Source organism: Nocardioides sp. NPDC051685, assembly GCF_044453405.1.
GTDB lineage: Bacteria > Actinomycetota > Actinomycetes > Propionibacteriales > Nocardioidaceae > Nocardioides.
This window is the reverse complement of the sequence record NZ_JBITCR010000001.1, coordinates 851,953-877,507: the sequence shown is the minus strand read 5'-3', so window position 1 is coordinate 877,507 and position 25,555 is coordinate 851,953. Positions and strand designations below refer to the sequence as shown.

24 protein-coding genes and 1 riboswitch are annotated in these 25,555 nt (G+C 69.2%); of the genes, 17 read left to right on the top strand and 7 right to left on the bottom strand.

All coding sequences use genetic code 11. The features are described from left to right. Positions 1-2: 2 nt before the first annotated feature. Positions 3-1,466 (bottom strand): malate:quinone oxidoreductase, encoded by a 1,464-nt coding sequence (locus tag ACIA03_RS04235; protein WP_396979551.1) that lies wholly within the window; start codon positions 1,464-1,466, stop codon positions 3-5. Between the two features lie 161 nt (positions 1,467-1,627). Between ACIA03_RS04235 and ACIA03_RS04230 the strand changes: the two genes are divergently transcribed. Continuing rightward, positions 1,628-2,716 carry a PLP-dependent cysteine synthase family protein gene (locus ACIA03_RS04230; protein ID WP_396979549.1) on the top strand — a complete coding sequence of 363 codons (1,089 nt, stop codon included), beginning with the start codon at positions 1,628-1,630 and terminating at the stop codon, positions 2,714-2,716. Here the strand turns inward: ACIA03_RS04230 and ACIA03_RS04225 are convergent. Both ACIA03_RS04225 and ACIA03_RS04220 read right to left on the bottom strand, forming a co-directional pair. Beyond that, positions 2,680-3,378 carry a TIGR02206 family membrane protein gene (locus tag ACIA03_RS04225; protein ID WP_396979547.1) on the bottom strand — a complete coding sequence of 233 codons (699 nt, stop codon included), beginning with the start codon at positions 3,376-3,378 and terminating at the stop codon, positions 2,680-2,682. The two genes, ACIA03_RS04230 and ACIA03_RS04225, sit on opposite strands and share 37 nt — an antisense overlap. A gap of 189 nt (positions 3,379-3,567) precedes the next feature. Next, positions 3,568-4,341 (bottom strand): putative protein N(5)-glutamine methyltransferase, encoded by a 774-nt coding sequence (locus ACIA03_RS04220; RefSeq protein ID WP_396979545.1) that lies wholly within the window; start codon positions 4,339-4,341, stop codon positions 3,568-3,570. 46 nt (positions 4,342-4,387) lie between these two features. On the opposite strand from ACIA03_RS04220, the gene ACIA03_RS04215 reads away from it, so the two are divergent. The 3 genes from ACIA03_RS04215 to ACIA03_RS04205 are packed head-to-tail and all read left to right on the top strand — an operon-like array spanning position 4,388 to position 6,185. Continuing rightward, positions 4,388-4,714 (top strand): hypothetical protein, encoded by a 327-nt coding sequence (locus ACIA03_RS04215; protein ID WP_396979543.1) that lies wholly within the window; start codon positions 4,388-4,390, stop codon positions 4,712-4,714. Then, positions 4,711-5,124 (top strand): hypothetical protein, encoded by a 414-nt coding sequence (locus ACIA03_RS04210; RefSeq protein WP_396979541.1) that lies wholly within the window; start codon positions 4,711-4,713, stop codon positions 5,122-5,124. Before ACIA03_RS04215 ends, ACIA03_RS04210 begins: the two co-directional genes overlap by 4 nt. After that, the gene (locus ACIA03_RS04205) at positions 5,121-6,185 is read left to right on the top strand and encodes an MBL fold metallo-hydrolase (RefSeq protein WP_396979539.1); all 1,065 of its coding nucleotides are present in this window, start codon (positions 5,121-5,123) and stop codon (positions 6,183-6,185) included. Before ACIA03_RS04210 ends, ACIA03_RS04205 begins: the two co-directional genes overlap by 4 nt. Here the strand turns inward: ACIA03_RS04205 and ACIA03_RS04200 are convergent. Next, complete coding sequence (locus ACIA03_RS04200) at positions 6,175-6,606, bottom strand: GNAT family N-acetyltransferase (protein ID WP_396979537.1); 432 nt, start codon at positions 6,604-6,606, stop codon at positions 6,175-6,177. The two genes, ACIA03_RS04205 and ACIA03_RS04200, sit on opposite strands and share 11 nt — an antisense overlap. Before the next feature lie 30 nt (positions 6,607-6,636). Continuing rightward, positions 6,637-6,745, top strand: a riboswitch (TPP riboswitch). Here ACIA03_RS04200 and ACIA03_RS04195 point away from each other — a divergent pair. The 7 genes from ACIA03_RS04195 to ACIA03_RS04165 all read left to right on the top strand — a co-directional run bounded on the left by ACIA03_RS04195 (position 6,736) and on the right by ACIA03_RS04165 (position 15,399). Next, a complete protein-coding gene (locus ACIA03_RS04195; RefSeq protein WP_396979535.1) occupies positions 6,736-7,812 on the top strand; it encodes a thiamine ABC transporter substrate binding subunit in 1,077 nt (358 codons plus the stop codon). (Overlaps the previous riboswitch by 10 nt.) Beyond that, on the top strand, positions 7,809-9,452 hold the full coding sequence (locus tag ACIA03_RS04190) for an ABC transporter permease (RefSeq protein WP_396979533.1): 1,644 nt from the start codon (positions 7,809-7,811) through the stop codon (positions 9,450-9,452). Before ACIA03_RS04195 ends, ACIA03_RS04190 begins: the two co-directional genes overlap by 4 nt. 153 nt (positions 9,453-9,605) lie before the next feature. After that, positions 9,606-10,607, top strand: coding sequence for an ABC transporter ATP-binding protein (locus ACIA03_RS04185; protein WP_396979531.1), 1,002 nt, complete (start codon positions 9,606-9,608; stop codon positions 10,605-10,607). A 26-nt stretch (positions 10,608-10,633) separates the two neighbouring features. Continuing rightward, on the top strand, positions 10,634-11,701 hold the full coding sequence (locus tag ACIA03_RS04180; RefSeq protein WP_396979529.1) for a phosphatase PAP2 family protein: 1,068 nt from the start codon (positions 10,634-10,636) through the stop codon (positions 11,699-11,701). 30 nt (positions 11,702-11,731) lie between these two features. After that, positions 11,732-13,645, top strand: a complete 1,914-nt coding sequence (locus ACIA03_RS04175; RefSeq protein ID WP_396979527.1) for an acyl-CoA dehydrogenase — start codon at positions 11,732-11,734, stop codon at positions 13,643-13,645. Positions 13,646-13,879: 234 nt separating this feature from the next. Continuing rightward, positions 13,880-14,821, top strand: coding sequence for a type IV toxin-antitoxin system AbiEi family antitoxin domain-containing protein (locus tag ACIA03_RS04170; protein WP_396979525.1), 942 nt, complete (start codon positions 13,880-13,882; stop codon positions 14,819-14,821). A gap of 26 nt (positions 14,822-14,847) precedes the next feature. Continuing rightward, entirely contained in the window at positions 14,848-15,399 is a 552-nt protein-coding gene (locus tag ACIA03_RS04165; RefSeq protein ID WP_396979523.1) for an AAA family ATPase, read from the top strand. 137 nt (positions 15,400-15,536) lie between these two features. Here the strand turns inward: ACIA03_RS04165 and ACIA03_RS04160 are convergent, their stop codons facing one another. Further along, complete coding sequence (locus tag ACIA03_RS04160; RefSeq protein ID WP_141796010.1) at positions 15,537-16,028, bottom strand: inorganic diphosphatase; 492 nt, start codon at positions 16,026-16,028, stop codon at positions 15,537-15,539. Positions 16,029-16,114: 86 nt separating this feature from the next. On the opposite strand from ACIA03_RS04160, the gene dacB reads away from it, so the two are divergent. The 4 genes from dacB (at position 16,115) to hpt (ending at position 20,248) form a co-directional block, all read left to right on the top strand. Continuing rightward, on the top strand, positions 16,115-17,494 hold the full coding sequence (gene dacB / locus ACIA03_RS04155; protein WP_396979522.1) for a D-alanyl-D-alanine carboxypeptidase/D-alanyl-D-alanine-endopeptidase: 1,380 nt from the start codon (positions 16,115-16,117) through the stop codon (positions 17,492-17,494). A 38-nt stretch (positions 17,495-17,532) separates the two neighbouring features. Then, positions 17,533-18,582: a zinc-dependent metalloprotease gene (locus ACIA03_RS04150; protein WP_396979520.1), complete on the top strand. Its 1,050-nt coding sequence runs from the start codon at positions 17,533-17,535 to the stop codon at positions 18,580-18,582. 120 nt (positions 18,583-18,702) lie between these two features. Beyond that, positions 18,703-19,686, top strand: a complete 984-nt coding sequence (gene tilS, locus ACIA03_RS04145; protein ID WP_396979518.1) for a tRNA lysidine(34) synthetase TilS — start codon at positions 18,703-18,705, stop codon at positions 19,684-19,686. Between the two features lie 10 nt (positions 19,687-19,696). Then, positions 19,697-20,248, top strand: coding sequence for a hypoxanthine phosphoribosyltransferase (gene hpt, locus ACIA03_RS04140; protein ID WP_328528386.1), 552 nt, complete (start codon positions 19,697-19,699; stop codon positions 20,246-20,248). A 33-nt stretch (positions 20,249-20,281) separates the two neighbouring features. On the opposite strand, the gene ACIA03_RS04135 is transcribed toward hpt, so the two are convergent. Next, on the bottom strand, positions 20,282-21,085 hold the full coding sequence (locus tag ACIA03_RS04135) for a hypothetical protein (RefSeq protein WP_396979515.1): 804 nt from the start codon (positions 21,083-21,085) through the stop codon (positions 20,282-20,284). A gap of 168 nt (positions 21,086-21,253) precedes the next feature. On the opposite strand from ACIA03_RS04135, the gene ftsH reads away from it, so the two are divergent. Beyond that, positions 21,254-23,305, top strand: coding sequence for an ATP-dependent zinc metalloprotease FtsH (gene ftsH / locus ACIA03_RS04130; RefSeq protein WP_396979513.1), 2,052 nt, complete (start codon positions 21,254-21,256; stop codon positions 23,303-23,305). Positions 23,306-23,317: 12 nt separating this feature from the next. Continuing rightward, the gene (gene folE / locus ACIA03_RS04125; RefSeq protein WP_396979511.1) at positions 23,318-23,956 is read left to right on the top strand and encodes a GTP cyclohydrolase I FolE; all 639 of its coding nucleotides are present in this window, start codon (positions 23,318-23,320) and stop codon (positions 23,954-23,956) included. 13 nt (positions 23,957-23,969) lie between these two features. Here the strand turns inward: folE and ACIA03_RS04120 are convergent, their stop codons facing one another. Further along, the gene (locus ACIA03_RS04120; protein ID WP_396979509.1) at positions 23,970-25,493 is read right to left on the bottom strand and encodes a polysaccharide pyruvyl transferase family protein; all 1,524 of its coding nucleotides are present in this window, start codon (positions 25,491-25,493) and stop codon (positions 23,970-23,972) included. Positions 25,494-25,555 lie beyond the last annotated feature (62 nt).

Sequence of the window (25,555 nt, the reverse complement as noted above, 5' to 3'; positions counted from 1 at the left end):
GCTCAGCCCAGGTGGAGCTGGCGGTCCGTACGCGCGAAGGTCTCGGCAGCGAGCTCGGGGTCGTCGCTGAGCTCGGCACCGGTGGCCGGGATCATCGTCTTGAGCTGCGGCTGCCAGCCGTCCCAACGGTCAGGGAAGCAGCGACGCAGGACGTTGACCATGATCGCCGGGGCGGTCGAGGCGCCGGGGGAGGCACCCAGCAGACCGGCGATGGTGCCGTCCTCGGCGGTGATGACCTCGGTGCCGAACTGGAGCACGCCGTCGGGGCGGATGACCTGCACCCGCTGGCCGGCGATGATCCGCTCCCAGTCTTTGCGGTCGGCGGCAGGGAAGAAGTCGAGGAGGTCGTCGAACTTCTTGCGCGGCGAGCGCAGCAGCTCCTTGACCAGGTAGACGGTGAGATCCATGTTGGTGAGCCCGGCCCGCAGCATCGGCAGCAGGTTGTGGGGCCGCACCGAGAGGAACAGGTCGGTGAGCGATCCGGTCTTGAGGAAGCGCGGGCTCCAGCCGGCGTACGGACCGAACATCAGGTGGGTCTTGCCCTCGACGTAGCGGGTGTCGAGGTGGGGCACCGACATGGGCGGTGCGCCGACGGCGGCCTTGCCGTAGGCCTTGGCGCGGTGCTGGGCGACGAGCTCCGGCTTCGACGTACGCAGGAACTCACCGGAGACGGGGAAGCCGCCGAAACCGCGGATCTCCTGGATCCCGGCCTTCTGCAGCAGCGGCAGCGCGTAGCCGCCGGCGCCGACGAAGACGAAGCGCGAACGCAGGTGGTACTTCCCGGACTCGTTGCGGCCGTAGACGTGCCAGAAGCCGTCCATGGTCTGGTGCAGGTCGGTGACCTCGGAGGACGTCTCCAGGTCGGCGCCCTTGTCCACCAGGGTGCGGGTCAGGATCGAGGTGAGCGAGCCGAAGTCGACGTCGGTGCCGGCGTTGGTCCAGGTGGCCGCGATCGGCTCGTCGGCGAGCGACTTGGCCGAGCGGCCCTCGAGCAGCAGCGGCGCCCAGCCCCTGATGACCTCGGGGTCGGTGGAGAACTCCATCCCGGGGAAGAGCGGGTGGGCCGAGAGGGCCTCGTAGCGCTTGCGGAGGTAGTCGACGTTCTCGGCGCCCCACACGAAGGACATGTGCGGGACGGTGTGGATGAACTTGTCCGGGTCCGGGATGCGGCCGTTCTCGACCAGGAAGGACCACAGCTGGCGGGAGAGCTGGAACTGCTCGTTGACGTTGACGGCCTTGGAGATGTCGACCGAACCATCAGGGTTCTGCGGGCTGTAGTTGAGCTCGCACAGCGCGGAGTGACCGGTGCCGGCGTTGTTCCATGGTCCGGAGGACTCGACCGCGAGCGAGTCGAGCCGCTCGATCATCTTGATGGACCAGCTGGGCTCCAGCTCCTGGAGGAGCACACCCAGGGTGGCGCTCATGATGCCGCCGCCGATCAGCACTACGTCAAGAGGTTCGTCCACAGGTCTTTTGTCTCGCTTTTGAGGCCGCAATGGTTAATCGGGGTCCTTAGATCGGTCTAAGTTGTGGGCAACTTCACTGCCCGGACCCGACATGATTCCGTCCGTCATTGTGGCCCACCGCACGTGTCGGTGGTAGTTCAGGGTGGAGTTACGCTCGGGCGGTGCCACGCCTCTCCGACTCCCATCGTGCCTGGATCATTGATGCCGTACGCCGCGTCGAGGCCGACGCGCAGCGCTCGGCCGACACCCATCTCCATGCGGTGCCCCTGCCTGGTTGCCCCGGGATCGATCTCTACCTCAAGGACGAGTCGAGCCACCCCACCGGCTCGTTGAAGCACCGCCTGGCCCGGTCGCTGTTCCTCTACGCGGTCTGCAACGGCTGGCTCCACGAGGGCTCGACGGTCGTCGAGGCCTCCTCGGGATCCACTGCGGTCTCCGAGGCCTATTTCGCCGGCCTCCTCGGGCTGCCGTTCGTCGCGGTGATGCCACGCTCGACCTCGGCGGAGAAGGTCCGCCTGATCGAGTGGTACGGCGGCCGCTGTCACTTCGTCGACAAGGCTCCGGACATGTACGCCGAGGCCGAGCGCCTCGCCCGCGAGTGCGGCGGCCACTACATGGACCAGTTCACCTACGCCGAGCGGGCCACCGACTGGCGCGGCAACAACAACATCGCCGAGTCGATCTTCGACCAGATGTCGCAGGAGCGTCACCCGGTCCCGGCCTGGATCGTCGTCTCCGCCGGCACCGGCGGCACCTCGGCCACCATCGGCCGCTACCTCCACTACCGCCGCCACCCCACCAAGCTGATGGTCGCTGACCCGGAGAACTCCGCCTTCTACGGCGGCTGGGAGATGGACACCTCCGACTACGCCACCGGGATGCCGTCGCGCATCGAGGGGATCGGGCGGCCGCGGGTCGAGCCGTCCTTCGTCGGCGGGGTCGTCGACGACATGGTCCAGGTGCCCGACGCGGCGTCGATCGCGACGATGCGATGGCTCTCGAACCGGATGGGCCGCTCGGTCGGCCCCTCGACGGGCACCAACGTGTGGGCATCGCTGGGCGTCGTACGCGACATGGTGGCGGCCGGCACAGAGGGCAGCGTCGTCTCGCTGCTGTGCGACTCCGGGGAGCGCTACCGCTCGTCCTATTACGACGACGCCTGGGTCAGCGAGAAGGGCATCGACCTGGCACCGTACGCCGCGGCTCTCGCCGACTACGAGCGCACCGGGGTCCTCGCCGACCCGTCCTGACGTGCCCAGATCCGCAGCCCCAACGTGACCAGTGCCCACACTCCCGCGATGAGCACGATCTCGTTGAGGATGTAGAGGGGCCACGGGCCCAGCAGGTCGAGCATCGAGCCCGACTCCGGCTTGTAGCGCAGGTAGCCGTAGTTGGCGTCGAGGACGAGGTTGAGGACGTACGCCGCCGCGGCCCACACCGCGGTGGTCGCCACCACCCAGCCGTAGTCACGCCATCGTGGGACCAGCTTGAGCCCGAAGACCAGGTAGACCGCGGCGAGCACGACCATCAGGTGCATGCCCCAGAAGGTGATGTAGCTGACTTCCGGGAAGTCCCTCACATCCGGGGTGAACACGCCCTGGGTGGTCAGCGTGAGGCCCCAGAAGCAGGTCAGTGCGGTCGGGTAGGGATGGTGCGTCCACAGCGCGACCGCGGCCGCCATCCACGCCAGATCGCACAGATGGATCGGCAGATCGATGAAGAGGTCGAAGTCGGTGACCCACTCGTGAGCCTGCAGCGGGATCGTCGTCAGTGGGATCGTGAGGGCGAATGCTCGGGAGAATCTCGACGGGAGCTCGCCGTCGCGCTGCTGTCTGCCCAGCCAGACCACGCCCACGATCCCCGCTGCGAGCAGGGACAACGGCACCAGGTGGGTCACCCCCAACGCCTCCATGTCGGAAGTCTGACGCGAATCTCGAAGAAATTCTTCTCAACCCGCGTCATGGATCCGCGGGTGGTCCGTTTCATCGGCGAGAAGGTCGTCCACCGGTGGGGGGTGGACGACCCTCCCGATGGCGGTCCCTCTGAATGCACACTGCGGGGGTGGTGTGCAATCAGAGGGATGCCTCGCTTTTGGCGCGTTTCAGCGGGCCGTTCCGGTGACCACGGTCGCGTAGAGCTCCTCGTCGTGATGGATCTCCGCGACGAGCCCCTGCTCCCGCATCAGCGCCGCGGTGACGGGCGCCTGCTCCTGGCCGGCCTCGATGACGAGTACGCCGCCGGGCGCCAGATGCTTCGGCGCCTGCTCGATCACGCGGCGCTGGACGTCGAGCCCGTCGGTGCCGCCGTCGAGCGCCACATGGTGCTCGTGGTCGCGCGCCTCGGGCGGCATGTTGCCGATCTCGGAGCTCGGGACGTACGGCGCGTTGGCCACGATCACGTCGAACGCGAGGTCGCGGGGGAGCGGGCCGTAGAGGTCGCCGAGGAGCACCCGCTCCGGCGGCAGATTCAGGCGGGCGCACTCGGCGGCGGCCGGGTCGATGTCGGTTGCCCAGATCTCCACGTTCGGGACGCGGGCCGCGACGGCGGCGCCCAGCGCGCCGGTGCCGCAGCCGAGATCGAGCACCCTCCGGGCCGCACCCCGCTCGGTCGTCCGGCAGGCGAGCTCGACCATCAGCGCCGAGCGCTGCCGGGGCACGAACACCCCGGGCGCGACCCGGATCCGGAGCCCGCAGAACTCGGCCCATCCCAGGATGAGCTCCAGCGGCTCGCCGGCCACGCGGCGTACGACCATCGCTTCTCGCTCCTGCGGCGGGACCGGTGCCGCTTCGAGGAGGGCTGCCTCCTCCTCGGCGAAGACGCAGCCAGCGGCGCGGAGGCGGGCGACGAGCCCCGGATCGGGAACGACGGAGGTCATCAGAGAATATTGGCACGTGGACGCCCTGACTCCGATCGGAATAATCGTGGCCGCATACGCCGCGTTCGTGACGATCGCGGCCGTCGTCGGAGTGGTGCTGAAGGCGCCGCGGCCGAAGTGGCTCGACCAGCTGGCGTGGATGCTCGAGATCCTGGCGGTCGTGCTCGCGATCGGGGCGCTGGCCGGCTGGTCGGCCGGGCGCAAGCCGGAGTCGCTCTCGACCTTCCTCGGTTATCTCGGTGCGCTGGTGTGCCTCATGCCGCTGGCCCTGCAGACGATGCGCGAGGACCGTTCGACCTGGTCCTCGGGCGTGATCGCGGCGGCGGCCCTGGCGACGGGGGTCGTGGCCGTACGCGTCATGATGGTCCGATGACCGCAACCTCGCCCGCCAAGACCCGTTCCGGTCCGCACCTGGTGCTGCTGACCGTCTACGCGATCTTCGTGCTCGCGGCGGGCGCCCGGTCGCTGGTGCAGGTCTTCACCCGCTTCGACGAGGCCCCGATCGCCTACTCCCTCTCGATGGTCGCCGCGGCCACCTACGTCGCCGGCTGGTTCGCGATCCGCCGGGCGGCTGCCGGATCAGCGGGCTTCGCGAAGATCATGCTGTGGGTCGAGCTGGCCGGCGTGCTCGTCGTCGGTGTCCTGTCCCTGGTCGTTCCGTCCTGGTTCCCGGATGCATCGGTATGGTCGAAGTTCGGGAGCGGATACGGATTCGTTCCTGCTCTGCTGCCGATCCTGGGTCTGCTCTGGCTCTGGAGAGGTCGACCCGAAGGAGACCGATGAGCCAGCCGATGAGCCAGTCGACCGCCACTGCCGTCTCGCCTGACTCGGGGGAGCACTGGTCCGCTCCGGGCGCCTGGACGGTCGCCGACGGCGTGCACCGGATCCCGCTGCCGCTGCCGATGGACGGGCTCAAGGCGGTCAACATCTACGTCCTCGAGGGCTCGGACGGGCTGTCCCTGGTCGACGGTGGCTGGGCGATCACCGAGGGGCGCTCTGCGCTGGAGTCGGGGCTGAAGAAGCTCGGTTTCGAGTTCGGCGACATCCGGCGTTTCCTGGTCACCCACGTCCATCGCGACCACTACACGCTCGCCTCGGTGCTGGGTGAGGAGTTCGGCGCGGACGTGCTGCTCGGCGCCGGTGACCGGCCCACCCTGGAGCTCACCAACGGCGACCTCGACGGCTGGGTCTCGACCGACCGGCTGCTCGCCCATGCCGGCGCACCGGAGCTGGCGGAGAAGTGGGCCGCGAACCCACCTCCGCTGCCCGAACCCTCGCACTGGCGGATGCCCGACCGCTGGCTCGAGGGTGACGTACGCCTGGACGTGGCCGGCCGCGACGTCGACGCCGTGCACACCCCCGGCCACACCCAGGGTCACTACGTCTATGCGGACCTGGCCGGCTCGGTCCTGTTCGCCGGCGACCACGTGCTGCCCACGATCACGCCGTCGATCGGCTTCGAGCCGGTGCCGGTCATCGACCCGCTGGGCGACTTCATGGCCTCGCTGACCAAGGTCCGCTCCCTGCCTGACCTGCGACTTCTCCCTGCTCACGGCCCGGTCGCGCCGTCGTCCCACACCCGCGTCGACGAGCTCCTGGCCCACCACGAGTCCCGGCTCGCCCAGTCGCTGGCCTCGCTGAAGGCCGGTCGGCGCTCGGCGCTGGAGGTGGCCAACGACCTCGGCTGGACCCGCCACGAGCGCGCCTTCGCCGAGCTCGACTACTTCAACGCCGGTCTCGCGGTCATGGAGACCAAGGCCCACTTGGAGCTGCTGGTGGCTCGGGGGCTCGCCACGCGTGAGGAGACCGAGGCGAGCGTCCTGTTCGCCCCCGTCAGCGAGTGAGCCGCATCGGGGTGTGCGGGATGCCGTCCTCGAGGAACTCCTCGCCGTCCTTCACGAACCCGAGCTTGGCGTACCAGCCGGCCAGCGGCGACTGAGCGTCGAGGACGATGTCACGGTCGGTGACGGCCTCGACGGCGGCCTTCATGATCACGTCGGCCAGGCCCTTGCCGCGGTGGGAGGGGGCGAGGGCGACGCGGCCGATCCGCCACACGTCGCCGTCGTCGAGGATGCGGGCGGTGCCGGCGAGCTGGTCGCCATCGGTCAGCACCACGTGACGCGTCCCGGGCTCGAGGTCGCGGCCGTCCAGGTCGAGGTAGGGGCAGTCCTGCTCGACGACGAAGACCTCCTGGCGCAGCCGCCACAGGGCGTACGCGGTCTTCGGGGGGAGGTCGTCGAAGGACGAGATGGCGACGTCGGTCATGGGTGGATTCTCGCAAGCAGTAGTGTTTGCGGGAACAGACAGGGGAGGCCGGGAGGCCTGAGAGTGCGGCGAACAGCGCCGCAGACCCTCCGAACCTGCTCCGGTTGATACCGGCGAAGGGAGTCAGAAATGCGCATGCGTACGCCTGCCATCACTGCCACTGCGATCACTGCGGTCTCGGCGCTGCTGCTGTCCGCCTGCGGGAGCACCCCCGCCGAGCCGGACGCCAAGAAGTCGGAGGCTGCCGGCGACAAGACGGTCGTGCTGCTGACCCACGACAGCTTCACGCTGCCGAAGGAGGTGTTGGCCGAGTTCACCGAGAAGACCGGCTACACCGCCGAGATCCGGCACGCGGGCGACGGTGGCGAGCTGACCACCAAGATCGCCATGGACACCGGGAACCCCGACGGCGACGCGGTCTTCGGCGTCGACAACACCTTCGCCAGCCGGGCGATCGACCAGGGCGCGCTGGAGGCCTACACGCCTTCCGAGATCCCCCAGGGCGTCTCCGACTACGACCTCCCGGGCGACGAGAAGCACTTCCTCACCCCGATCGACAACGGCAGCGTGTGCGTCAACGTCGACACCGAGTGGTTCGCGGCGAAGAAGCTGACGCCGCCGAAGTCGCTCGACGACCTGGCCGAGCCTGCGTACAAGGATCTTCTCGTGACTCCGGGTGCGGCGACGTCGACGCCGGGGATGGCATTCCTGCTGTCGACCGTGGCCGAGTACGGCGAGGACGGCTGGGCGGACTACTGGGCCAAGCTGATGGACAACGGCGCCAAGGTCGTCGACGGCTGGGACCAGGCCTACTACTCCGACTTCACCCAGGGCGGCGGGAAGGGGACGCGGCCGATCGTCGTCTCCTACGACTCCTCGCCGGCCTTCACCGTCAAGGACGGTGCGACGACGACGAAAGCCCTGCTCGACACCTGTTTCCGCCAGGTCGAGTACGCCGGCGTGCTGAAGGGTGCCGACCACCCCGAGGGCGCCCAGGCGCTGATCGACTTCATGCTCTCCGACAGCGTGCAGGGGGCACTGCCGGAGAGCATGTACGTGTTCCCCGTCGCATCCGACGTGAAGCTGCCCGCCGACTGGGCGAAGTTCGCCCAGCAGCCCACCTCGCCGCTCTCCGTCGAGCCGCAGGAGATCGAGGAGAACCGGGAAGCGTGGCTGGCGACCTGGAGTGACACGATCGCGCAGTGAGCTCCACCCGTCGCGTAGGGACCCTGGTCGCGCTCGCCGCCGTCCCGGTGGCCGTGCTGGCGGTCTTCTTCGTCCTGCCGGTCACGGGGATGGTGCAGCGCGGGCTGTTCTTCGGCGGTTCCTTCGACCCGTCGGTCGTGTCCCGGGTCGTGGGGCGCCCGGGGATCCAGCGGGCGCTCTGGTTCACGCTGTGGTCCTCGGGGCTCGCGACGGTGCTGAGCGTCGCGTTGGGGTTGCCGGCCGCGTTCGCGCTCCATCGACTGGCGTTTCCGCTGCAGCGTGTGATCCGGGCGGGACTGCTGGTGCCGTTCGTGCTCCCCACCGTCGTCGTCGGGGTCGCCTTCCGTGAGCTGATCGGCGAGGCGGGGCTGCTGGCGTCGCTCGGGTTGGACGGGACACCGACCGCGATCATCCTCGGGCTGGTCTTCTTCAACGCCTCGGTCGTGATCCGGGCGGTCGGGGCGGCCTGGGAGTCGCTCGACCCGCGTCCCGGTGAGGCCGCCGCGGCACTGGGGGCGTCGCCCTTCCGGGTGCTGGTGACGATCACCCTGCCGGCGCTGCGGCCGGCGATCGTCTCGGCCGCGTCGGTCGTCTTCCTCTTCTGCGCCACCGCGTTCGGGATCGTCCTCACCCTCGGCGGGGTGCGTTACAACAGCATCGAGACCGAGATCTACAAGCTGACCTTCACCCTGTTCGACCTGCCCGGTGCCGCGGTGCTGTCGGTGCTCCAGCTGATCGTCGTCATCGGGCTGCTGGTCGTGGCCGGCCGGCTGCGTTCGGTGCCCGACCCTGCGCAGTCCAGGGTCGTCGTACGCCGCCGGCGGGTGTCGCTGCGGGACCTACCCGCTCTGTTGTCGACGTCGGTGCTCGTCCTGCTGGTGGCCGGACCGCTGCTGGCGCTGCTGCTCGGGTCGCTGCGGGTCGAGGACCGGTGGAGCCTCGGGAACTATGTCGCCCTGCAGACCCCCGGGTTCGACCCGCCGCTGCCGGTGCCGGTCACCACGGCGCTGATGACGTCGCTGGCGGTCGCGGTGCAGGCGTCGGTCGTTGCGCTCGTGCTCGGGCTGCTGGTGGCCTTCGCGGTGACCCGGAGATCGCGGACGCTCGCCGAGCGTCGCGTGCGTGCGGTCCTCGACGGGCTGTTCATGGTGCCGCTCGGGGTCAGTGCCGTCACCCTCGGACTCGGGCTCTACCTGACGCTCGGGTCGGGTCCGTTCGACTTCCGGGACGAGCCGTGGCTGGTACCGCTGGCCCAGGCGCTGGTCGCGTTGCCCCTGGTGGTGAGGACGCTGGTGCCCGTCCTGGCATCCGTCGACGATCGTCTCCGGCAGGCCGCCGCCGGGCTCGGGGCCGGGCCGCTGCGCGCGGTCATGACCGTCGACCTGCCTGCCATCTGGAAGCCGCTCCTCGCCTCCTCCGGCTTCGCCTTCGCGGCCTCGTTGGGGGAGTTCGGCGCGACCTCCTTCCTCGTCCGCGAGGAGCGCCCCACGCTGCCCGTCGTCATCCTCCGGCTGCTGTCCCGTCCGGGATCCGACAACTACGGCATGGCTCTCGCCGCCGCCTGTGTCCTCGCCCTTGCCACTGCTGCGGTCATGCTCCTCGTCGAGCGTCTCCGCGTCCCGTCGATCGGAGCACTGTGAACCGCCGAGAAGTCACCCCCGTCGGGCGAGGCGTCGCCTACGTCGGGCGAGGCGTCGCGTACGTCGGGCGAGACGTCACGGTTGTGCCGGCTCGGCCGACCGGGCTGACGCCTCGGCCGACCGGGCTGACGCTTCGGCAGGATCGAGGTTGCGATGCTGTCGCTGCGTGAGGTGTCGGTGGCGTACGACGGGAAGGCCGCGGTCGAGGACGTCAGCCTGGAGCTGGCGGACGGGGAGGTGCTGGCGCTGCTCGGACCGTCGGGGTCGGGGAAGTCGACCCTGTTGCGGGCCGTGGCGGGGCTGGAGCCGGCGACGGGGGAGATCAGCTGGGACGGGCGGTCGCTGCGAGGGGTGCCGACGCACAAGCGTGGGTTCGCGCTGATGTTCCAGGACGGTCAGCTGTTCCCGCATCTCAGGGCCGGGGACAACGTCGCCTACCCGATGCGGTTGCGCCGAATCCCGGCCGCCGACCGCACGACGAAGGTCGCCGAGCTGCTGGAGCTCGTCGGCCTGGGCGGCTACCAGGACCGTCTTCCGACCACCCTGAGCGGGGGTGAGCGCCAGCGGGTCGCGCTCGCGCGGGCGCTCGCTGTCGAGCCGCGGCTGCTGCTCCTCGACGAGCCGCTCTCCGCGCTCGACGCGGGGCTGCGAGAACGGCTCGCCGGCGACCTGCGACGCATCCTGCACGAGGCGGGCACCACCGCGCTGATGGTCACCCACGACCAGGAGGAGGCGTTCGCGGTGGCCGACCGGATCGCGCTCCTGCGCGACGGCCACCTGGTGCAGGAGGGGACCCTTCGCGAGGTGTGGGCACATCCGACGGACGCCTGGGCAGCCCTGTTCCTGGGCTATGCCCGCGTGCTCGAGGGGCCTGCGGCGTACCCGGTGCTGAAGGCCGCCGGGATGGACCCCGCCGACGCTGTGGCCCTCCGCCGCTCCGCCTTCGTCGCCGATCCGGCAGGCCCGCTCACCGGCACCGTCGTCTCGGCCAGGGCCACGCCGGAGCAGCACCGGCTCGTCGTACGTCTCGAGGACGTCGGCGAGGTCGACGCCGTCGCCGACTCGGCGCCGGCCCCAGGGGAGTCGGTCAGGCTGAGGGTCGAGCCGAACCGGCTGGCCATCCCCGGGGCGTACGTCCGGAAATCGGTGGAGTAACCACCGGCCACTTAGAATCAGCGGCTATGTATCGACGCGCTCAGATCTTCCTCGTCAGCAGCGCGCTGATCTTCGGCCTGATCGCAGTCGTGACCGCGCAGATCGTCGACAAGCGCATGCTCGACCCGGAGGGGTTCCTCGGACCGTCCTGGCTCCGTCTTCCCCTCCTCGTCGGAGCAGCCCTCCTCGTCGACCTCGTGCCACGCACGCTGTGGAAGTCCAAGTTCAAGTGGGCGGAGATGGGGCCGATCTTCAAGGAGCGGGTCCGCACCCACTGGACCCGCGAGCGGCTGACGCTCGTGGCGATGGGCATCGTCTGCTTCTACCTGGTCTACGTCTGCTACCGGAACCTCAAGTCGTTCCTGCCGTTCGTGGTGCCGGAGACCTATGAGTTCGACCACGAGCTGCACCTGATCGACAAGGCGGTGCTCTTCGGCGCCGACCCGGCGATCCTGCTCCACGACCTCCTCGGCACCGGCTGGGTGGCCTGGTTCCTCTCCTACATCTACATGTGGTTCCTGCCGCTGGTGCCGTTCGCCGTCGCCGGCTGGCTGGTGTGGTCGCGCAACCTCGCCTACGGCTACTGGTTCGTGAGCTCGCAGTGCATCGCCTGGATCCTCGGCACGGTCTCCTACTACTGCCTGCCGACCGTCGGCCCCGGTCTGAACTACCCCTACCTCTACGCCGACCTGCCGGACACCCCCGCGAGCAGCCTGATGCAGTCGCTGGTCTTCACCCGACAACACGTGCTCTTCGACGTCGACTCCAACGTGGTGCAGTCGGTCGGTGGCTTCGCCTCGCTGCACTGCGGCATCACCCTGCTGGTGGCGCTGATGATCCAGGCGACGATCAACAACAAGATCGCCCGCTGGGCCGGCTGGATCAACTTCGGGATCACCGTCGTCGCGACCATCTACTTCGGCTGGCACTACCTGGCCGACGACGTCGCCGGCTGCATGATCGCGCTCGTCGCCTACTACTTCGGTGGGCTGGCGGCCAACCAGAAGTTCCGGCGCAAGGGTGTCCGCCGTCTCGTCGCCGAGTCCGACGAGATCGCCGGACGCGAGGCCAAGGTCGCCCACGAGCTGACCTGATCCGACTCGGCTGCGACATAAGGTGGCGGCGTGAACGCCATCGATGCCGCAGCACTGACTTCACTTCTCGACGGGCGGTACGCCGGGGTCCGCCACGACGTACGCACGGCGCTCGCCGAGCGCGCCGGCTTCCTCGACGAGGTCGAGGAGCTGCCCCGGCCGGAGTATCGCGAGCGCGTGCGGAAGATGCTCCTCGACGTCTCCGCGACCGGTCTGACCGGGCTCGGGTTCCCGAAGGAGTACGGCGGGGGCGGTGACGTCGGCGCCTCCATCGCCGCCTTCGAGGAGATGGCCGGTGGTGACCTGTCGCTGCTGGTGAAGTCGGGCGTGCAGTTCGGGCTCTTCGGCGGTGCCATCCTCCAGCTCGGGACCGCCCGCCACCACGACCGCTACCTCGCCGACATCGTCTCCGCGCGCTTGCTCGGCTGCTTCGCGATGACCGAGCACGGCCACGGCTCCAACGTGGCCGCGGTGGCGACCGTGGCCACCTACGACCCCGCCACGGACGAGTTCGTCATCGAGACGACCCGCGAGGATGCGTACAAGGACTACATCGGCAACGCCGCCTGTCACGGGGAGCTGGCCGTCGTCTTCGCGCAGCTCGTGGTCGGTGGCGAGGAGCGTGGGGTGCATGCCTTCGTCGTGCCGATCCGCGTCTCCGGTGAGCCGGCGCCCGGGGTCAGGATCGCCGATGACGGGCCCAAGATGGGGCTCAACGGCGTCGACAACGGACGGCTGTGGTTCTCGGGCGTGCGGGTGCCGCGTACGTCCTTGTTGAACCGCTTCGCGGACGTCACCGCCGCTGGCGAGTACGTGTCGGAGATCGAGTCGGCCGGGCGGCGCTTCTTCACCATGCTCGGCACGCTTGTGCAGGGCCGGGTATCGGTCGGTGGTGCCGGGATCCGGGCCTCGGAGGTCGCGCTGACGATCGCGGTCCGCTACGCGCTGCGCCGGCGCCAGTTCGAGGCGTCGTCGGACGCCGAGGAGTCGCTGCTCCTGGACTACGGCCAGCACCAGCGGCGGCTGCTCCCGCTGGTCGCGCGGACCTATGCGCTGCGCTTCGCGCAGGAGGTCGTACGCGACGACCTGCACGACGTCTTCTCCGGCGTCTCGACCTCGGAGCACGCCCGGCGCGAGCTCGAGACGCGAGCGGCCGGCACCAAGGCACTGGCGACCTGGCACGCGACCCGGGTGATCCAGGAGTGCCGCGAGGCGTGCGGCGGAGCAGGCTATCTGGCCGCCAACCGGTTCGCGGCCCTGAAGGCCGACACCGACGTCTTCACGACCTTCGAGGGCGACAACACCGTGCTGCTGCAGCTGGTCGCCAAGGGGCTGCTCACCGGCTACTCGAGCGAGTTCGAGGAGATGGACCAGCTCGACCTCGTACGTTTCGTCGCCGGTCTCGCCGTCGAGACCGTCCTGGAGCGGACCGCCGTGCACAAGCTGCTCGAACGTGTCCGCGACGTCGTCCCGATCGCGGGCGAGCGGGAGCCGGACATCCTCGACGCCGACTACCACCTGGCCATGCTGCGCTTCCGCGAGGAGCACATGCTCGCGGGCGTCGCCCGGCGCCTGCAGTCGGGTGTGAAGGCCGGGCGCGAGCCCGGTGCGGTCTTCTCGACCGTCCAGGACCACGTCATCGGCGTCGCTCATGCTCACGTCGAGCGGCTGATCCACGAGGCGTTCCGGGAGAAGGTCCGCGGGCTGCCCTCGGGGGAGGTGCGGGATCTGATGGACACGGTCTGCGACCTCAGCGCCCTCTCGGTCATCGAGGCCGACCGGGCGTGGTTCATGGAGCACGGCCGCCTCTCCTCCGAGCGCTCCAAGGCCATCACCGCCGAGGTCAACCGCCTCTGCCGCGAGCTGCGTCCCTCCGCGCGGCTGCTCGTCGACGGCTTCGGGGTGCCCGAGGAACTGCTGCGGGCGGAGGATCTGATCGGCTGAGGGTCGGGCGGGGCGGGGCGGGATGCTCACCGAGGTAACTCGGTTGGGTGTCACTGACTTCGTGGAGTTCCGCGATGGCAGCGGTCGCTGGCCGAGTTACCTCGGTGAGCATCCACCCGCCCGTCGCACGGAACATGGGCCGCTGACTCTCCACAGGTGAGGTTCGGGACCGGGTTATCCACAGCGGGCCGTTTTCCGGTCGGAAATGTCGGCGCGGGGACGAAGCCTGGACGCATGGACCCACTACGAATCATCACTGCCACCGAAGGCTTCTTCACCCGCCGCGAAGCAAAGAACGCCGGCTACGCAGACCGCCAGATCACCGCGGTCGTCCGTCAGGGCGCATGGCATCGGATCAGACGCGGTGCCTACGTGTTCGCCGACGAATGGGCGGCGCTCGACGCGGTCGGACGTCACCGAGTGCGCGCCCGAGCCGTCCAGCGTTCGCTGGGCGGCAAGATCGCTCTGAGCCACGTGTCCGGCATGGCCGCTCACGGGATCGACCTGTGGGGTGTCGACCTCGCCAAGGTGCATGTGACCAGGCTCGACGGTGCCGGAAGACCGCTCGAGGGGGACGTCGTCCATCACCTCGGTGCCGTCCGGGAGGACGAGGTCGAGACACGCGACGGGCTGCGTACGTTGCCTGCCGTTCGATGTGCGCTGGAGACGAGCCTTCAGGCCAACGACGAGGTCACTCAGTGCCTCCTCGATGCCGGCCTCCGAGCGAAGGCATTCACGAAGGAGGAGTTGATCGCCGAATACCAGCGGATGAACCAGTGGCCCTTCAGCCATCCGCTCGGAGCTGCTGTCGCTCATGCGAATCCGCTGTCGGGATCGATCGCGGAGTCGCGGTGTCTGTGGCTGTTCCGCGTCGGAGGCCTGCCTCGCCCGGAGCTTCAGGTGCCTGTCTATCGCGCCGACGGTTCGCTGGTCGGCATCGTCGACTGGGCGTGGCCGCAATTCCGGTTGTTCGGCGAGTTCGACGGCAAGGTGAAATACGGAAAGCTGCTCAGGCCCGGTCAGTCGCCCAGCGACGCGGTGTTCGAGGAGAAGCGGCGCGAGGACGAGATCCGGGAGATCACCGACTACGGCTTCGTACGCGTCATCTGGGACGACCTGGACAGCCCGCGCCGGACGCTGGGTCGGTTCCAATCCCGGATGCGGATCGCCAGCTGAACCCCAGCTGGTGGTTGACTGACCATGTGGCCAGGCTGATCCTCATCAACGGAATGCCCGGGGTGGGAAAGTCGACGCTCGCCAGGCGTTTCGCGGCCGACCATCCCGGCACGCTGGTCTGTGACATCGATCTGCTGCGCACCCACATCAGTGGGTGGCGGGACGACTTCATCGGCGCCGGTGCACGGATCAGGCCGGCGGCGCTGGGGCTGATCCGGGGCTACCTGAGCGAGTCCGGCGACGTGGTGCTTCCGCAGCTGTTCGCCAGAGTCAGCGAGCTCCAGCGCTTCGAGAGAGCGGCGCACGACGCCGGCGCCGAGTTCGTGGAGGTCATGCTCGAGGCGGTCGAGGACGACGCGCTACGCCGTTTCCACGCGCGCGACGACGGCAGCGATCCCTGGCACCCGATCGTGAGAGAGATCGTGGCGGAGTCCGGTGGCGACGAGCACCTCCGGGCGTACGCAGCCGAGCTCGCCGACCTGGTGGAACAACGCCCCGCAACGAAGGTCGTCCCGAGCGTCGCGGGGGAGGTGGACGCGACGTACGAATCCTTCTGCGCCGCGTTGGGTGAACGCTGACCGAGTTACCTCGGTAAACAGACACTGCCTTCGTGGAGTTCCACGAAGGCAGTGCGACCCAACCGAGTTACCTCGGTGAACATCCGCGCCCCGACCGAGTCACCTCGGTCAACAGGCGCGGACCCAGCGAGACGGACTCAGTGAGCCGTGTTCTTGAAGCGGTCGATGGAGGCGGCGATCTCCGACTCCGCAGCGGCCTTGCCGACCCAGTCGGAGCCCTTGACGGTCTTGCCGGGCTCGAGGTCCTTGTAGTGCTCGAAGAAGTGCTTGATCTCGTTGAGCGTCCACTCGTCGACGTCCGCGAGGTCCTGGATGTGGTCGAAGCGGGGGTCGCAGGGGACGCAGAGGACCTTCTCGTCCTGGCCCTTCTCGTCCTCCATGACGTACATCGCGACCGGGCGGGCCTGGACGAGCACACCCGGGAAGAGCGGGTAGGGAGTCAGGACCAGCGCGTCGAGCGGGTCACCATCCCCACCGAGGGTGTCTTCGATGTAGCCGTAGTCTGCGGGGTACATCATGGAGGTGAACAGCACGCGGTCGAGTCGAAGCCGGTTCGACTCGTGGTCCACCTCGTACTTGTTGCGGGATCCCTTGGGGACCTCGATCAGTACGTCGAACTCCTGCGTCACTTCTCTGCCTCCAGACAAACCCAAAAACGGAATGCCGGACAGTCTGACACCGATCGGCGTCAGATCCGGCATCGAGGAGGATATCCGTGGAGCCCCACAGCGCGCCGAAGTGGCCTTCCGAGGAGCCGGACGAGGCCCGCGGAAAGCTGGCGATCGTGCTGCCCCTGGTGCTCGCCCTCCTGGTGGGGACGGCGGCAGCGGCGTACGCCCTGGGGTGGGTGCGCTACGCCCAGGGCAACGTCGCGCCGACCCCTCCGCCGGCCCCGCTGAGCATCGCGGCGGTCAGCCCCGCGGCGGTCGCGGGCGAGCAGACGAGGACCCCCGGAAAACCCGATCAGGCCGCGCTGGAGCAGGTGATGCGGGGGATGGTCGGCGACAAGCGGCTCGGCAGGCACCTCAAGGCGGCGATCGCGCCGCTCAAGGGCGCGCCGCTGGTCACCCACGGCACCGGGTCCGCGACTCCGGCGAGCGTCACGAAGCTGCTGACCAGCGTGGCGGTGCTGGAGGCGTACGGCCCGGAGCGACGGTTCGAGACCAGCACCACGCTCCAGGGGAGCACGGTCACCCTCGTCGGCGGAGGTGACGCATCTCTCACCACCAGCGACCTCGACACCCTCGCCGCGGAGACCGCCCGGGAGCTCGGCACCACCAAGACGGTGACCCTCACCTACGACGACAGCCTCTTCGGAGGCCCGACGATCAGCCCCGCCTGGCGACGGACCTATCTGGGCGGCGAGGTCGGTGGGATCACCGCGCTCTCCGTGGACCACGGCGGCTCCCAGGCGGCGGGCTACAGCCGGGACCCCTCAAAGCAGGCCGCCGAGCAGTTCCGGAAGGCCCTGGTCAAGCACGGGATCAAAGTCGCCGGTAAGCCGGTGCGCGGCACGAAGGCCGGCACCCAGCTCGCCGTACGCCACGGCGACACCCTGCGCGAGATCGTCGAATACACGCTGCAGCACAGCGACAACCAGCTCGCCGAGATCCTCGCCCGCCACGTCGGCGTCGCCGCAGGAGCACCGACGTTCGACGGCTCCACCGCGGCGATCACGGCCACGCTGAAGGAGCTCGGCATCGACACCACCGGGCTGGTCCTGCGTGACGGCTCCGGTCTCTCCCGGCAGGACCGGATCCCGCCGACGCTGCTGGTGAGCACGCTCCAGACCGCCGCGAGCGCCAACCGGCCCGAGCTCGCGCCCGCGCTGACCGGCCTTCCGGTCGCCGGCTGGGTCGGCTCGCTCTCGCGCCGGTTCAACTTCGACGCCGAGCCCGGGCGCGGCCGGGTCCGGGCGAAGACCGGCACCCTCACCGGCGTCTCCGGGCTCTCCGGCATCGCGGTCGACTCCCGCGGCACGCCGTTCGTCGTCGTGCTCATGGCCGACGGGTTCAAGCCCGAGGAGACCCTGGACGTACGCGACGCCCTCGACGACGCGATGACGTCGGTCGCGACGTGTCGATGCTCGACATAGGACTGTCTGCGTAGGTCGAGTCGGCTACGGTCGTAGGCATGACCCATCGTGCTGAGGATCCCAGGCCGTCCGGAGCGACCATGGTCGACTGGGACCTGGCCGTACGCCTCGGCGCGAAGGTCGCCGGAGACGGCCCGATCGTCTCGCGCAACGAGGCCCAGCACGCCGTCGAGGAGCTGCGCGCGGACGCCGCGAAGGCGACCGAGTTCGTCCGCGCGTTCACCGGCCTCGACGCGCCCCGCGACACCGCTCCGGTCCTGGTCGTCGACCGCAGAGGCTGGATCCAGGCCAACGCCGACACCTTTGCCAACGTGATCTCGCCGGTGGTCGACCGGATCACCGCGAAGCGCACCCCGGGAGCCCTCTCCCTGGCGGTCGGCTCCAAGATCAGCGCCGCCGAGGTCGGCGGTCTGCTCGGCTTCATGTCCTCGAAGATCCTCGGCCAGTTCGACCCGTTCTTCGGGCCGTCGGGCCGGCTGCTGCTGGTCGCGCCCAACGCCGTCCACGTCGAGCGCGAGCTCGGCCTGGACCCGGCCGACTTCCGGCTGTGGGTCTGTCTCCACGAGGAGACCCACCGGGTCCAGTTCACCGCGAGCCCGTGGATGCGCGACCACCTCTTCGCCCAGATCGAGGGCCTCTCCGAGGCGATGGACCCGGCCTCGATCTTCGACGGTGGTCTGCAGCGCATCACCGAGGCGCTCAAGGGCAACGGCAGCATCGTGGACGCGTTCGCCAAGCCCGAGCAGAAGGAGATCATCGACCGGGTCACCGGGATGATGTCGCTGCTCGAGGGCCATGCCGATGTGGTCATGGACGACGTCGGCCCGGGCGTGATCCCCAGCGTCACCGCGATCCGCAAGGCGTTCAACAAGCGCCGCCAAGGCATCGGCGTGCTCGACCGCCTGCTGCGCCGCCTGCTCGGGCTGGAGGCCAAGATGGCGCAGTACCGCGACGGCGCGAAGTTCGTACGCCACGTGGTCGACCGCGTCGGCATGGAGGAGTTCAACGCCGTCTTCGCCGGTGCGGAGAACCTCCCGTCGAAGGCCGAGATCGTCGACCCGGACGCCTGGGTCACCCGGGTCCTGTGAGGCCGCTGGATGTTCAGCTAGGTATGTAGCCGATCCGCCACTTCCCATGCGGAACTCCACCTGGGATGTGACGGTTGCCCTGCATACCTAGATGAACATCCGCGCCGCTACGCTGGCTGAGTGAGCCTGCACCCCTCGGTCGCCGCGGTACGTCGCCCCGTCCGCGCCGCGCTCGAGCGGCTCGAGCCGGGGGAGAAGGTGATCGTGGCCTGCTCCGGCGGGGCGGACTCGCTGGCGCTCGCCTCTGCGGCGGTCTTCGAGGGCCACAAGCTGGGGCTGCACGTGATCGGCGCGACCGTCGACCACGGGCTGCAGGACGGCAGCGAGGCACAGGCCGCGAAGGTCATCGGGCAGTTGGCGACGATGGGCGTCGACGAGACCGTGACGGCGACCGTCGAGGTCAAGGCTGACGGGGAAGGGCCCGAGGCCGCGGCGCGACAGGCCCGTTATACGGTTCTGGACCAGCTCGCCGAGCGCCTCGGCGCGAGCGTGATCCTGCTCGGCCACACCCGCGACGACCAGGCCGAGACGGTGCTGCTGGGGCTGACCAGAGGCTCGGGGGCGCGCAGCCTCTCCGGGATGCGCGCCGCCTTCGACCGCTATCGCCGTCCCCTCCTCGGGACCACCCGCATCGACACCGAGACCGCCTGCCAGGTCGAGGGGCTCGACGTCTGGCAGGACCCGCACAACCGCGACTTCGCCTACACCCGTGCGCGCATCCGCCACCGGGTCCTGCCCACGCTCGAGGAGGACCTCGGCCCTGGGGTCGCCGACGCGCTGGCCCGCACCGCCGAGCAGCTCCGCGAGGACGCCGACTTCATCGACGACATCGCCGAGGCGATGCACCGCGAGCTCGGCGGAACCCTCCCGGTCGACACCCTGGCGCAGTATCCGGACGCCGTCCGCACCCGAGTCCTCCGGATCGCCGCCCTCGACGCCGGCAGCCCGCCCGCGGAGCTCACCCGCGAGCACGTGAAGGCCGTCGACGAGCTGGTCACCGGCTGGCGCGGCCAGCGCTGGATCGACCTGCCGGGACACATTCGGGCGCGGCGTACGAACTCTTCTATCGTCTTCGAATCAGGCCCTTTCCCCACGAGCATTTAGAGTGGCGCTCATGGACACCGAGTACGTCGGCGACGACCTCGTGAAGACCCTGTTCACCCACGACGAGATCCAGGCGAAGGTCGAAGAGCTGGCCCGCCGGATCGAGAAGGACTACGAGGGCGAGGAGCTCCTGATCGTCGGCGTCCTGCGTGGCGCGGTGATGATCATGGCCGACCTCGCGCGCGCCCTGAACCGCCACGTCGAGATGGACTGGATGGCGGTGTCCTCCTACGGCTCCGGCACGAAGTCGTCCGGTGTGGTGCGGATCCTGAAGGACCTCGACACCGACGTGACCGGCAAGCACGTGCTCGTCGTCGACGAGATCATCGACTCCGGCCTGACCCTGACCTGGCTGACCTCCAACCTGAACAGCCGTGGCCCGGCGAGCCTCGAGATCGTCACCCTGCTCCGCAAGCCCGAGGCGGTCAGCATGCCGGTCGAGGTGAAGTACGTCGGCTGGGACATCCCCGACGAGTTCGTCGTCGGCTACGGCCTCGACTTCAACGAGAAGTACCGCAACCTGCGCGACATCTCGACCCTCGCGCCGCACATCTACAGCTGAAGCGGAGCCCGAAGCAATATGCGCAGCTGAGTCTCAGCGGGCCGGACGCAGGCTGGCGATCACCTTCGCCAGCGCTGCGTCCGGGTTCGACCCCTCGGCGCCCCGGTCGGCGACGACCACGAAGAGCGCCTGGCCGGGGGGCGTGGACACCGACACCACGGTCACCTCGATGGACGGCACCGGACACGTCTGGCTGAGCGGCGTGGCCGTGGCGGTCACCGCCGTCGCGGCGGTCCGGCCACCGTCGACCTTCACCGTCCGTGGCTCGGCGAGCGATCCGGTCGGGTTGCTGCCGCCGTCGTCCTGAGCTGCCGCCTTGGCCCAGTGCATCGCGGTGGCCTCGATCGAACCCTTGTCGGAGATCGAGCCAGGCGTGACGAACCCGACGAGGGTGTGCCAGTCGTCGTCGCACCAGCCCGAGCCGTAGGTCGCGATGCCGTGCATGAGCGCTGTGACCTCACCGGCGGGCGACTCGAACCCGGCCAGTGTGTCCGGACCCGGCTCCCAGTTCGGAGGTACGTCGTAGGTCATCCGGTCCTTGGCCGAGGTCACCGACTTCCAGGCGCCGTCCGGGACCGGTACGGGTGCGACTGGCGTCGGCGGGGCCGCGCTCGGCGGGGCCCCGCTCGGCGGGGCCGCGCTCGGCGGGGCCGCGCTCGGCGAGGCCGCCGGAGCAGGTACGTCATCGGACCCCTGCGCCACCAGCCGCCAGGCGACCGCCCCGGCAGCGACCACGAGGACGACCAGGAGCACGAGCAGCACCACGACCAGAACCACGGCGAGACGGCTGCCGGAGCCGCCGGTGGAGCCCGGTGCCGAGGTTTTACTTTCGACCATGTCGACACCTTAGGGCGGTTTCGTTCCGGCCCCTCGTCGGATCGCCGCTTTCGCCGAGAGCGGAACGCACAGATGGGATCGGGCACGATTTGGCGTGTACCGTCGTTCTAAATGACGAGCACGCTCCCCTGCGTGCGTGTCTGACCCCGTAACGGTTGAAAGAAGCCTGTGAAGCGCATATTCAAAGGTCCCTGGCTGTGGATCATCCTGGCAGTGCTCGGTGTGATCCTGGCGCTGCAGTACCTGGCCCCTCGCAGCGGCGGCGACGAGATCACGACCAGCGAGCTGACTGAATACATTCAGAAGGACCAGGTCAAGGAGATCACGTTCGTCGACGGCGACCAGGAGATCAAGGCGACCCTGACCAAGGATGCCCGCAAGGGCAGCGCCGAGGTCACCACGTCGTGGGTCGACGGCGACCAGGAAGCGCTCATCGCGATGGTGCGCAAGACCGAGGCCGAGGGGGACAACCTCAAGGAGTTCAACTCCGAGGTCGCCAAGCCCTCCGTGCTCGGCTCGATCCTGAGCTTCCTGCTTCCGTTCGTGCTGATCATCGTGCTGTTCCTGTTCCTGATGAACTCGGTCCAGGGCGGTGGCGGCCGCGGGGTCATGCAGTTCGCCAAGTCCAAGGCGAAGCTGATCACCAAGGACATGCCGAAGACGACGTTCGCCGACGTCGCCGGTGCCGACGAGGCCGTCGAGGAGCTCCAGGAGATCAAGGAGTTCCTGCAGGAGCCGGCGAAGTTCCAGGCCGTCGGCGCCAAGATCCCCAAGGGCGTGCTGCTCTACGGTCAGCCGGGCACCGGTAAGACCCTGCTCGCGCGTGCCGTCGCGGGCGAGGCCGGCGTGCCGTTCTACTCGATCTCCGGTTCCGACTTCGTCGAGATGTTCGTCGGTGTCGGTGCGAGCCGTGTCCGCGACCTGTTCGAGCAGGCCAAGGAGAACGCTCCCGCCATCGTCTTCATCGACGAGATCGACGCCGTCGGCCGTCACCGCGGCGCCGGCATGGGCGGTGGCCACGACGAGCGCGAGCAGACGCTGAACCAGCTCCTCGTGGAGATGGACGGCTTCGACGTACGCGGCGGGGTCATCCTGATCGCGGCCACCAACCGTCCCGACGTGCTCGACCCGGCGCTGCTGCGCCCGGGCCGCTTCGACCGCCAGATCCAGGTGGACGCTCCCGACCTCGCCGGTCGCGAGAAGATCCTCCAGGTCCATGCCCGCGGCAAGCCGCTGGCCGGCGACATCGACCTCGACTCGGTCGCCCGACGGACCCCCGGGTTCTCCGGTGCCGACCTGGCCAACGTGCTCAACGAGGCCGCGCTGCTGACCGCTCGCAGTGACCAGAAGCTGATCACCAACAAGGCGCTCGACGAGGCCATCGACCGGGTCATCGCCGGCCCGCAGAAGCGCACGCGTCTGATGAGCGAGCAGGAGAAGCTCATCACCGCCTACCACGAGGGTGGCCACGCGCTGGTCGCCGCAGCCCTGCCGGGCCCGGACGTGGTCCAGAAGATCACGATCCTGCCGCGCGGCAAGGCGCTCGGCTACAACCTGGTGATGCCCGACGACGACCAATACAGCCAGACCCGCTCGGCGATGCTCAACAAGCTCTCCTACATGCTCGGTGGCCGTGCCGCGGAGGAGCTCATCTTCCACGACCCGACCACGGGTGCCGGCAACGACATCGAGAAGGCGACCAACCTCGCTCGTGCGATGGTCACCCAGTTCGGCATGACCGAGCGCCTCGGTGCCATCAAGCTCGGGGAGTCCAACGGGGAGCCGTTCCTGGGCCGTGACATCGGCCACCAGCGCAACTACTCCGAGGAGGTCGCGGCCATCGTCGATGACGAGACCAAGAAGCTCCTCGCGACCGCGCACCAGGAGGCCTTCGACATCCTCGAGGAGAACCGGGACGTCCTCGACAACCTGGTCCTGCAGCTCCTCGAGAAGGAGACGCTGTCGAAGCACGAGGTCGCCGAGATCTTCGAGCCGCTGCGCCGCCGCGACCCGCGTCCGGCCTGGACCGGATCCGACACCCGCCGTCCCTCCGACCGCCCCGCGGTCGAGATCCCGCGGTGGATCGTCGAGCGCGACAAGGAGAACCTCGCCAAGGCGGTCCGCGCCGCTGGTCAGCAGTCCGGTGTCCAGTCCACCAACGGAGTCGACCCGACCAAGCCGACCGAGGCCAGCTCGCCCGAGGCCACCCCGCCTGCCTGATCGACGGAACACATGTCTGACACCTTTGATGATGTAGCGCCCGTCCACGTCCCCGAGCGGGACGTGGCGGACGTTCCCCCGTTCGACCAGAAGCGGGCCGAGGCGGCCGTGCGCGAGCTGCTCTACGCGATCGGGGAGGATCCCGACCGCGAAGGGCTGCTCGAGACGCCCGCCAGGGTCGCCCGCGCCTACCAAGAGGTGACCCGAGGGCTCCACCAGGAGCCCACGGACGTGCTCACCACGACGTTCGACCTCGGCCACGACGAGATGGTCCTGGTCCGTGACATCGAGCTGTGGTCGATGTGCGAGCACCACCTGGTGCCGTTCACCGGCGTCGCCCACGTCGGCTACATCCCGGCCGAGTCCGGCAAGATCACCGGCCTGTCCAAGCTGGCCAGGCTGGTCGACGTCTACGCCAAGCGACCGCAGGTGCAGGAGCGGCTCACCACCCAGGTGGCCGACGCCCTCACCGAGATCCTCGAGGCGCGCGGCGTCATCGTGGTGATCGAGGCCGAGCACCTCTGCATGACCATGCGCGGCGTCAAGAAGGCCGGAGCGCGCACGATCACCAGCGCCGTACGCGGCTCGATGCGCTCCAACGCCACCACCCGGGCCGAGGCGATGGCCCTGATCCGGGGCGGCACCCGCTAGGGGATCGCGAGCACTAGCGACCCAGCCGGCGGCGAAGCCGCCGGACGAAGCCGCGCAGGCCCGCCCGTTCCTGGTGACGAGCGAGGTCCGTGCGCAGCTCCTGGATCAGGGCCCGCTGGCGGCCCAGGCGGCCGGCTTGCCGTTCGATCCGGGTCTGCTGCTTGCGCGTGGTCGCCTCGAGCGCCGCGATCCGCTTGCCGTGGCTCTTCGCCGACGCGGCGAGCTTCTTCTCCAGCTCCTTCTCCCGGCGCTTCGTGGAGACCTCGGCGTGCTCGGAGGCGATCTTGAGGGCGTGGATCCGATCCTCGATGCGCCGCAGGGCGTCATCGCCCGACCCGCGGAGCGTGACGACAGGTGCCGCCGGCTCGAGCGCGGCGAGCTCGGCGTCGTACGCCGCGCTCGTCTGGCCGGGCTGTGAGACGTTCGCCAGGCCGGCGTCGTCGAGGAACGCGGTCAGTCGCTTCCAGCCCTCGTCCAGGCGGTTGTGGAAGGCGGTGTAGTCGGCTGCCTGGTAGAGCTCGTCGACCGTGGTCTTCGCCCTGGATGAGTCGAGTATGGAGTCGAGCATCGTGTAGGGCAGACCGTGGTAGTCGCACAGCTCCAGCACCCGGGAGTCGTGGGCGATGACCATGGCCGGGGTGCCGGCGAGCACCGCGGCGACGTTGCCGTGGATGCGGGTGCCGAAGGCGAACCGCTGGGTCGCCAGGAACCGCATCCAGGATCCGGCGTCGAGGAACATCCGGGTCCGGTCCTCGAAGTAGAGCCGGTGGTCCCGGTCGATCCCCATCTCGGGCTGACGGTGCCGTCCCCACTGGAGCATCGCGAAGTCGTGGTGGGTCTGGCCGACGTACGTCATGCGCGGGTGCCGATCGGCGAAGGCATCGACGTACGTCTCGAACCAGGGCGAGGTGAGCGGGCTCATCGAGACGGCCACCGGGTCGTCGTCGGCGATCGGGATGGAGCGTTCGTCGCGGACGGTGAGCTCCGGGCCGTTGAGGTAGATCGACGGGCAACCGATGATCTCGACGTGCTCGTCGCCGTAGCCGAGCCGGCGCAGGTATTCGGCGGTGATCTCACCGCGCACGCCGACCTTGGAGGACCGTTCGAGGACGCTGTTCATGAATCGCCGGTGCAGAGCCGCGAGCTCGTCGCCGGGAGGAGTGTCGAGCTCTTCGAGGGAGAGCTGCGCACCGATGCCGACGATGGTGGTCGGGATGGAGAGCTGCTCGATGAAGGCGGTCAGGCGGGTCAGCGGCCGGGTGAACTCCGGCCTGAGGGCGTTGGCCAGGGGCACCACGAAGTGGTCGTACTCGTCGTTGGTCGCGGCGACCTCATCGGCAGTGAAGGCCCGTCGCTCATGGGCGAACCGGTTGGCGACGATCTCGGTTCCGGGCACGCTGAGGAGCCGGTGGGTGGAGTCGGCGAAGAGGAGGTTGCCGACGTTCGTGCCATAGAAACCGATGCCCCACGCGCGCGGGTCGTCCGCCTCGATCACGTCGAACGGGTCCCTCGCTGAGCGGATCAGAATCTTGGCCACGATGCCTCCTGGGGCGGCCGCCATGGTCGAGTCCCACCCTCCCAGGCGGCCGGATAGGGTCG

What these genes read in the sequence shown, in the direction of transcription:
- folE (WP_396979511.1), top strand. Translation starts at nt 23,318, where the DNA reads ATGTCTGACACCTTTGATGATGTAGCGCCCGTCCACGTCCCCGAGCGG.
- ACIA03_RS04210 (WP_396979541.1), top strand. Translation starts at nt 4,711, where the DNA reads ATGACCGCAACCTCGCCCGCCAAGACCCGTTCCGGTCCGCACCTGGTG.
- ACIA03_RS04225 (WP_396979547.1), bottom strand. Translation starts at nt 3,378, where the DNA reads ATGGAGGCGTTGGGGGTGACCCACCTGGTGCCGTTGTCCCTGCTCGCA.
- ACIA03_RS04135 (WP_396979515.1), bottom strand. Translation starts at nt 21,085, where the DNA reads ATGGTCGAAAGTAAAACCTCGGCACCGGGCTCCACCGGCGGCTCCGGC.
- ACIA03_RS04205 (WP_396979539.1), top strand. Translation starts at nt 5,121, where the DNA reads ATGAGCCAGCCGATGAGCCAGTCGACCGCCACTGCCGTCTCGCCTGAC.
- ACIA03_RS04185 (WP_396979531.1), top strand. Translation starts at nt 9,606, where the DNA reads ATGCTGTCGCTGCGTGAGGTGTCGGTGGCGTACGACGGGAAGGCCGCG.
- ACIA03_RS04200 (WP_396979537.1), bottom strand. Translation starts at nt 6,606, where the DNA reads ATGACCGACGTCGCCATCTCGTCCTTCGACGACCTCCCCCCGAAGACC.
- ACIA03_RS04150 (WP_396979520.1), top strand. Translation starts at nt 17,533, where the DNA reads ATGACCCATCGTGCTGAGGATCCCAGGCCGTCCGGAGCGACCATGGTC.
- hpt (WP_328528386.1), top strand. Translation starts at nt 19,697, where the DNA reads ATGGACACCGAGTACGTCGGCGACGACCTCGTGAAGACCCTGTTCACC.
- ACIA03_RS04220 (WP_396979545.1), bottom strand. Translation starts at nt 4,341, where the DNA reads ATGACCTCCGTCGTTCCCGATCCGGGGCTCGTCGCCCGCCTCCGCGCC.
- ACIA03_RS04170 (WP_396979525.1), top strand. Translation starts at nt 13,880, where the DNA reads ATGGACCCACTACGAATCATCACTGCCACCGAAGGCTTCTTCACCCGC.
- ACIA03_RS04180 (WP_396979529.1), top strand. Translation starts at nt 10,634, where the DNA reads ATGTATCGACGCGCTCAGATCTTCCTCGTCAGCAGCGCGCTGATCTTC.
- ACIA03_RS04195 (WP_396979535.1), top strand. Translation starts at nt 6,736, where the DNA reads ATGCGCATGCGTACGCCTGCCATCACTGCCACTGCGATCACTGCGGTC.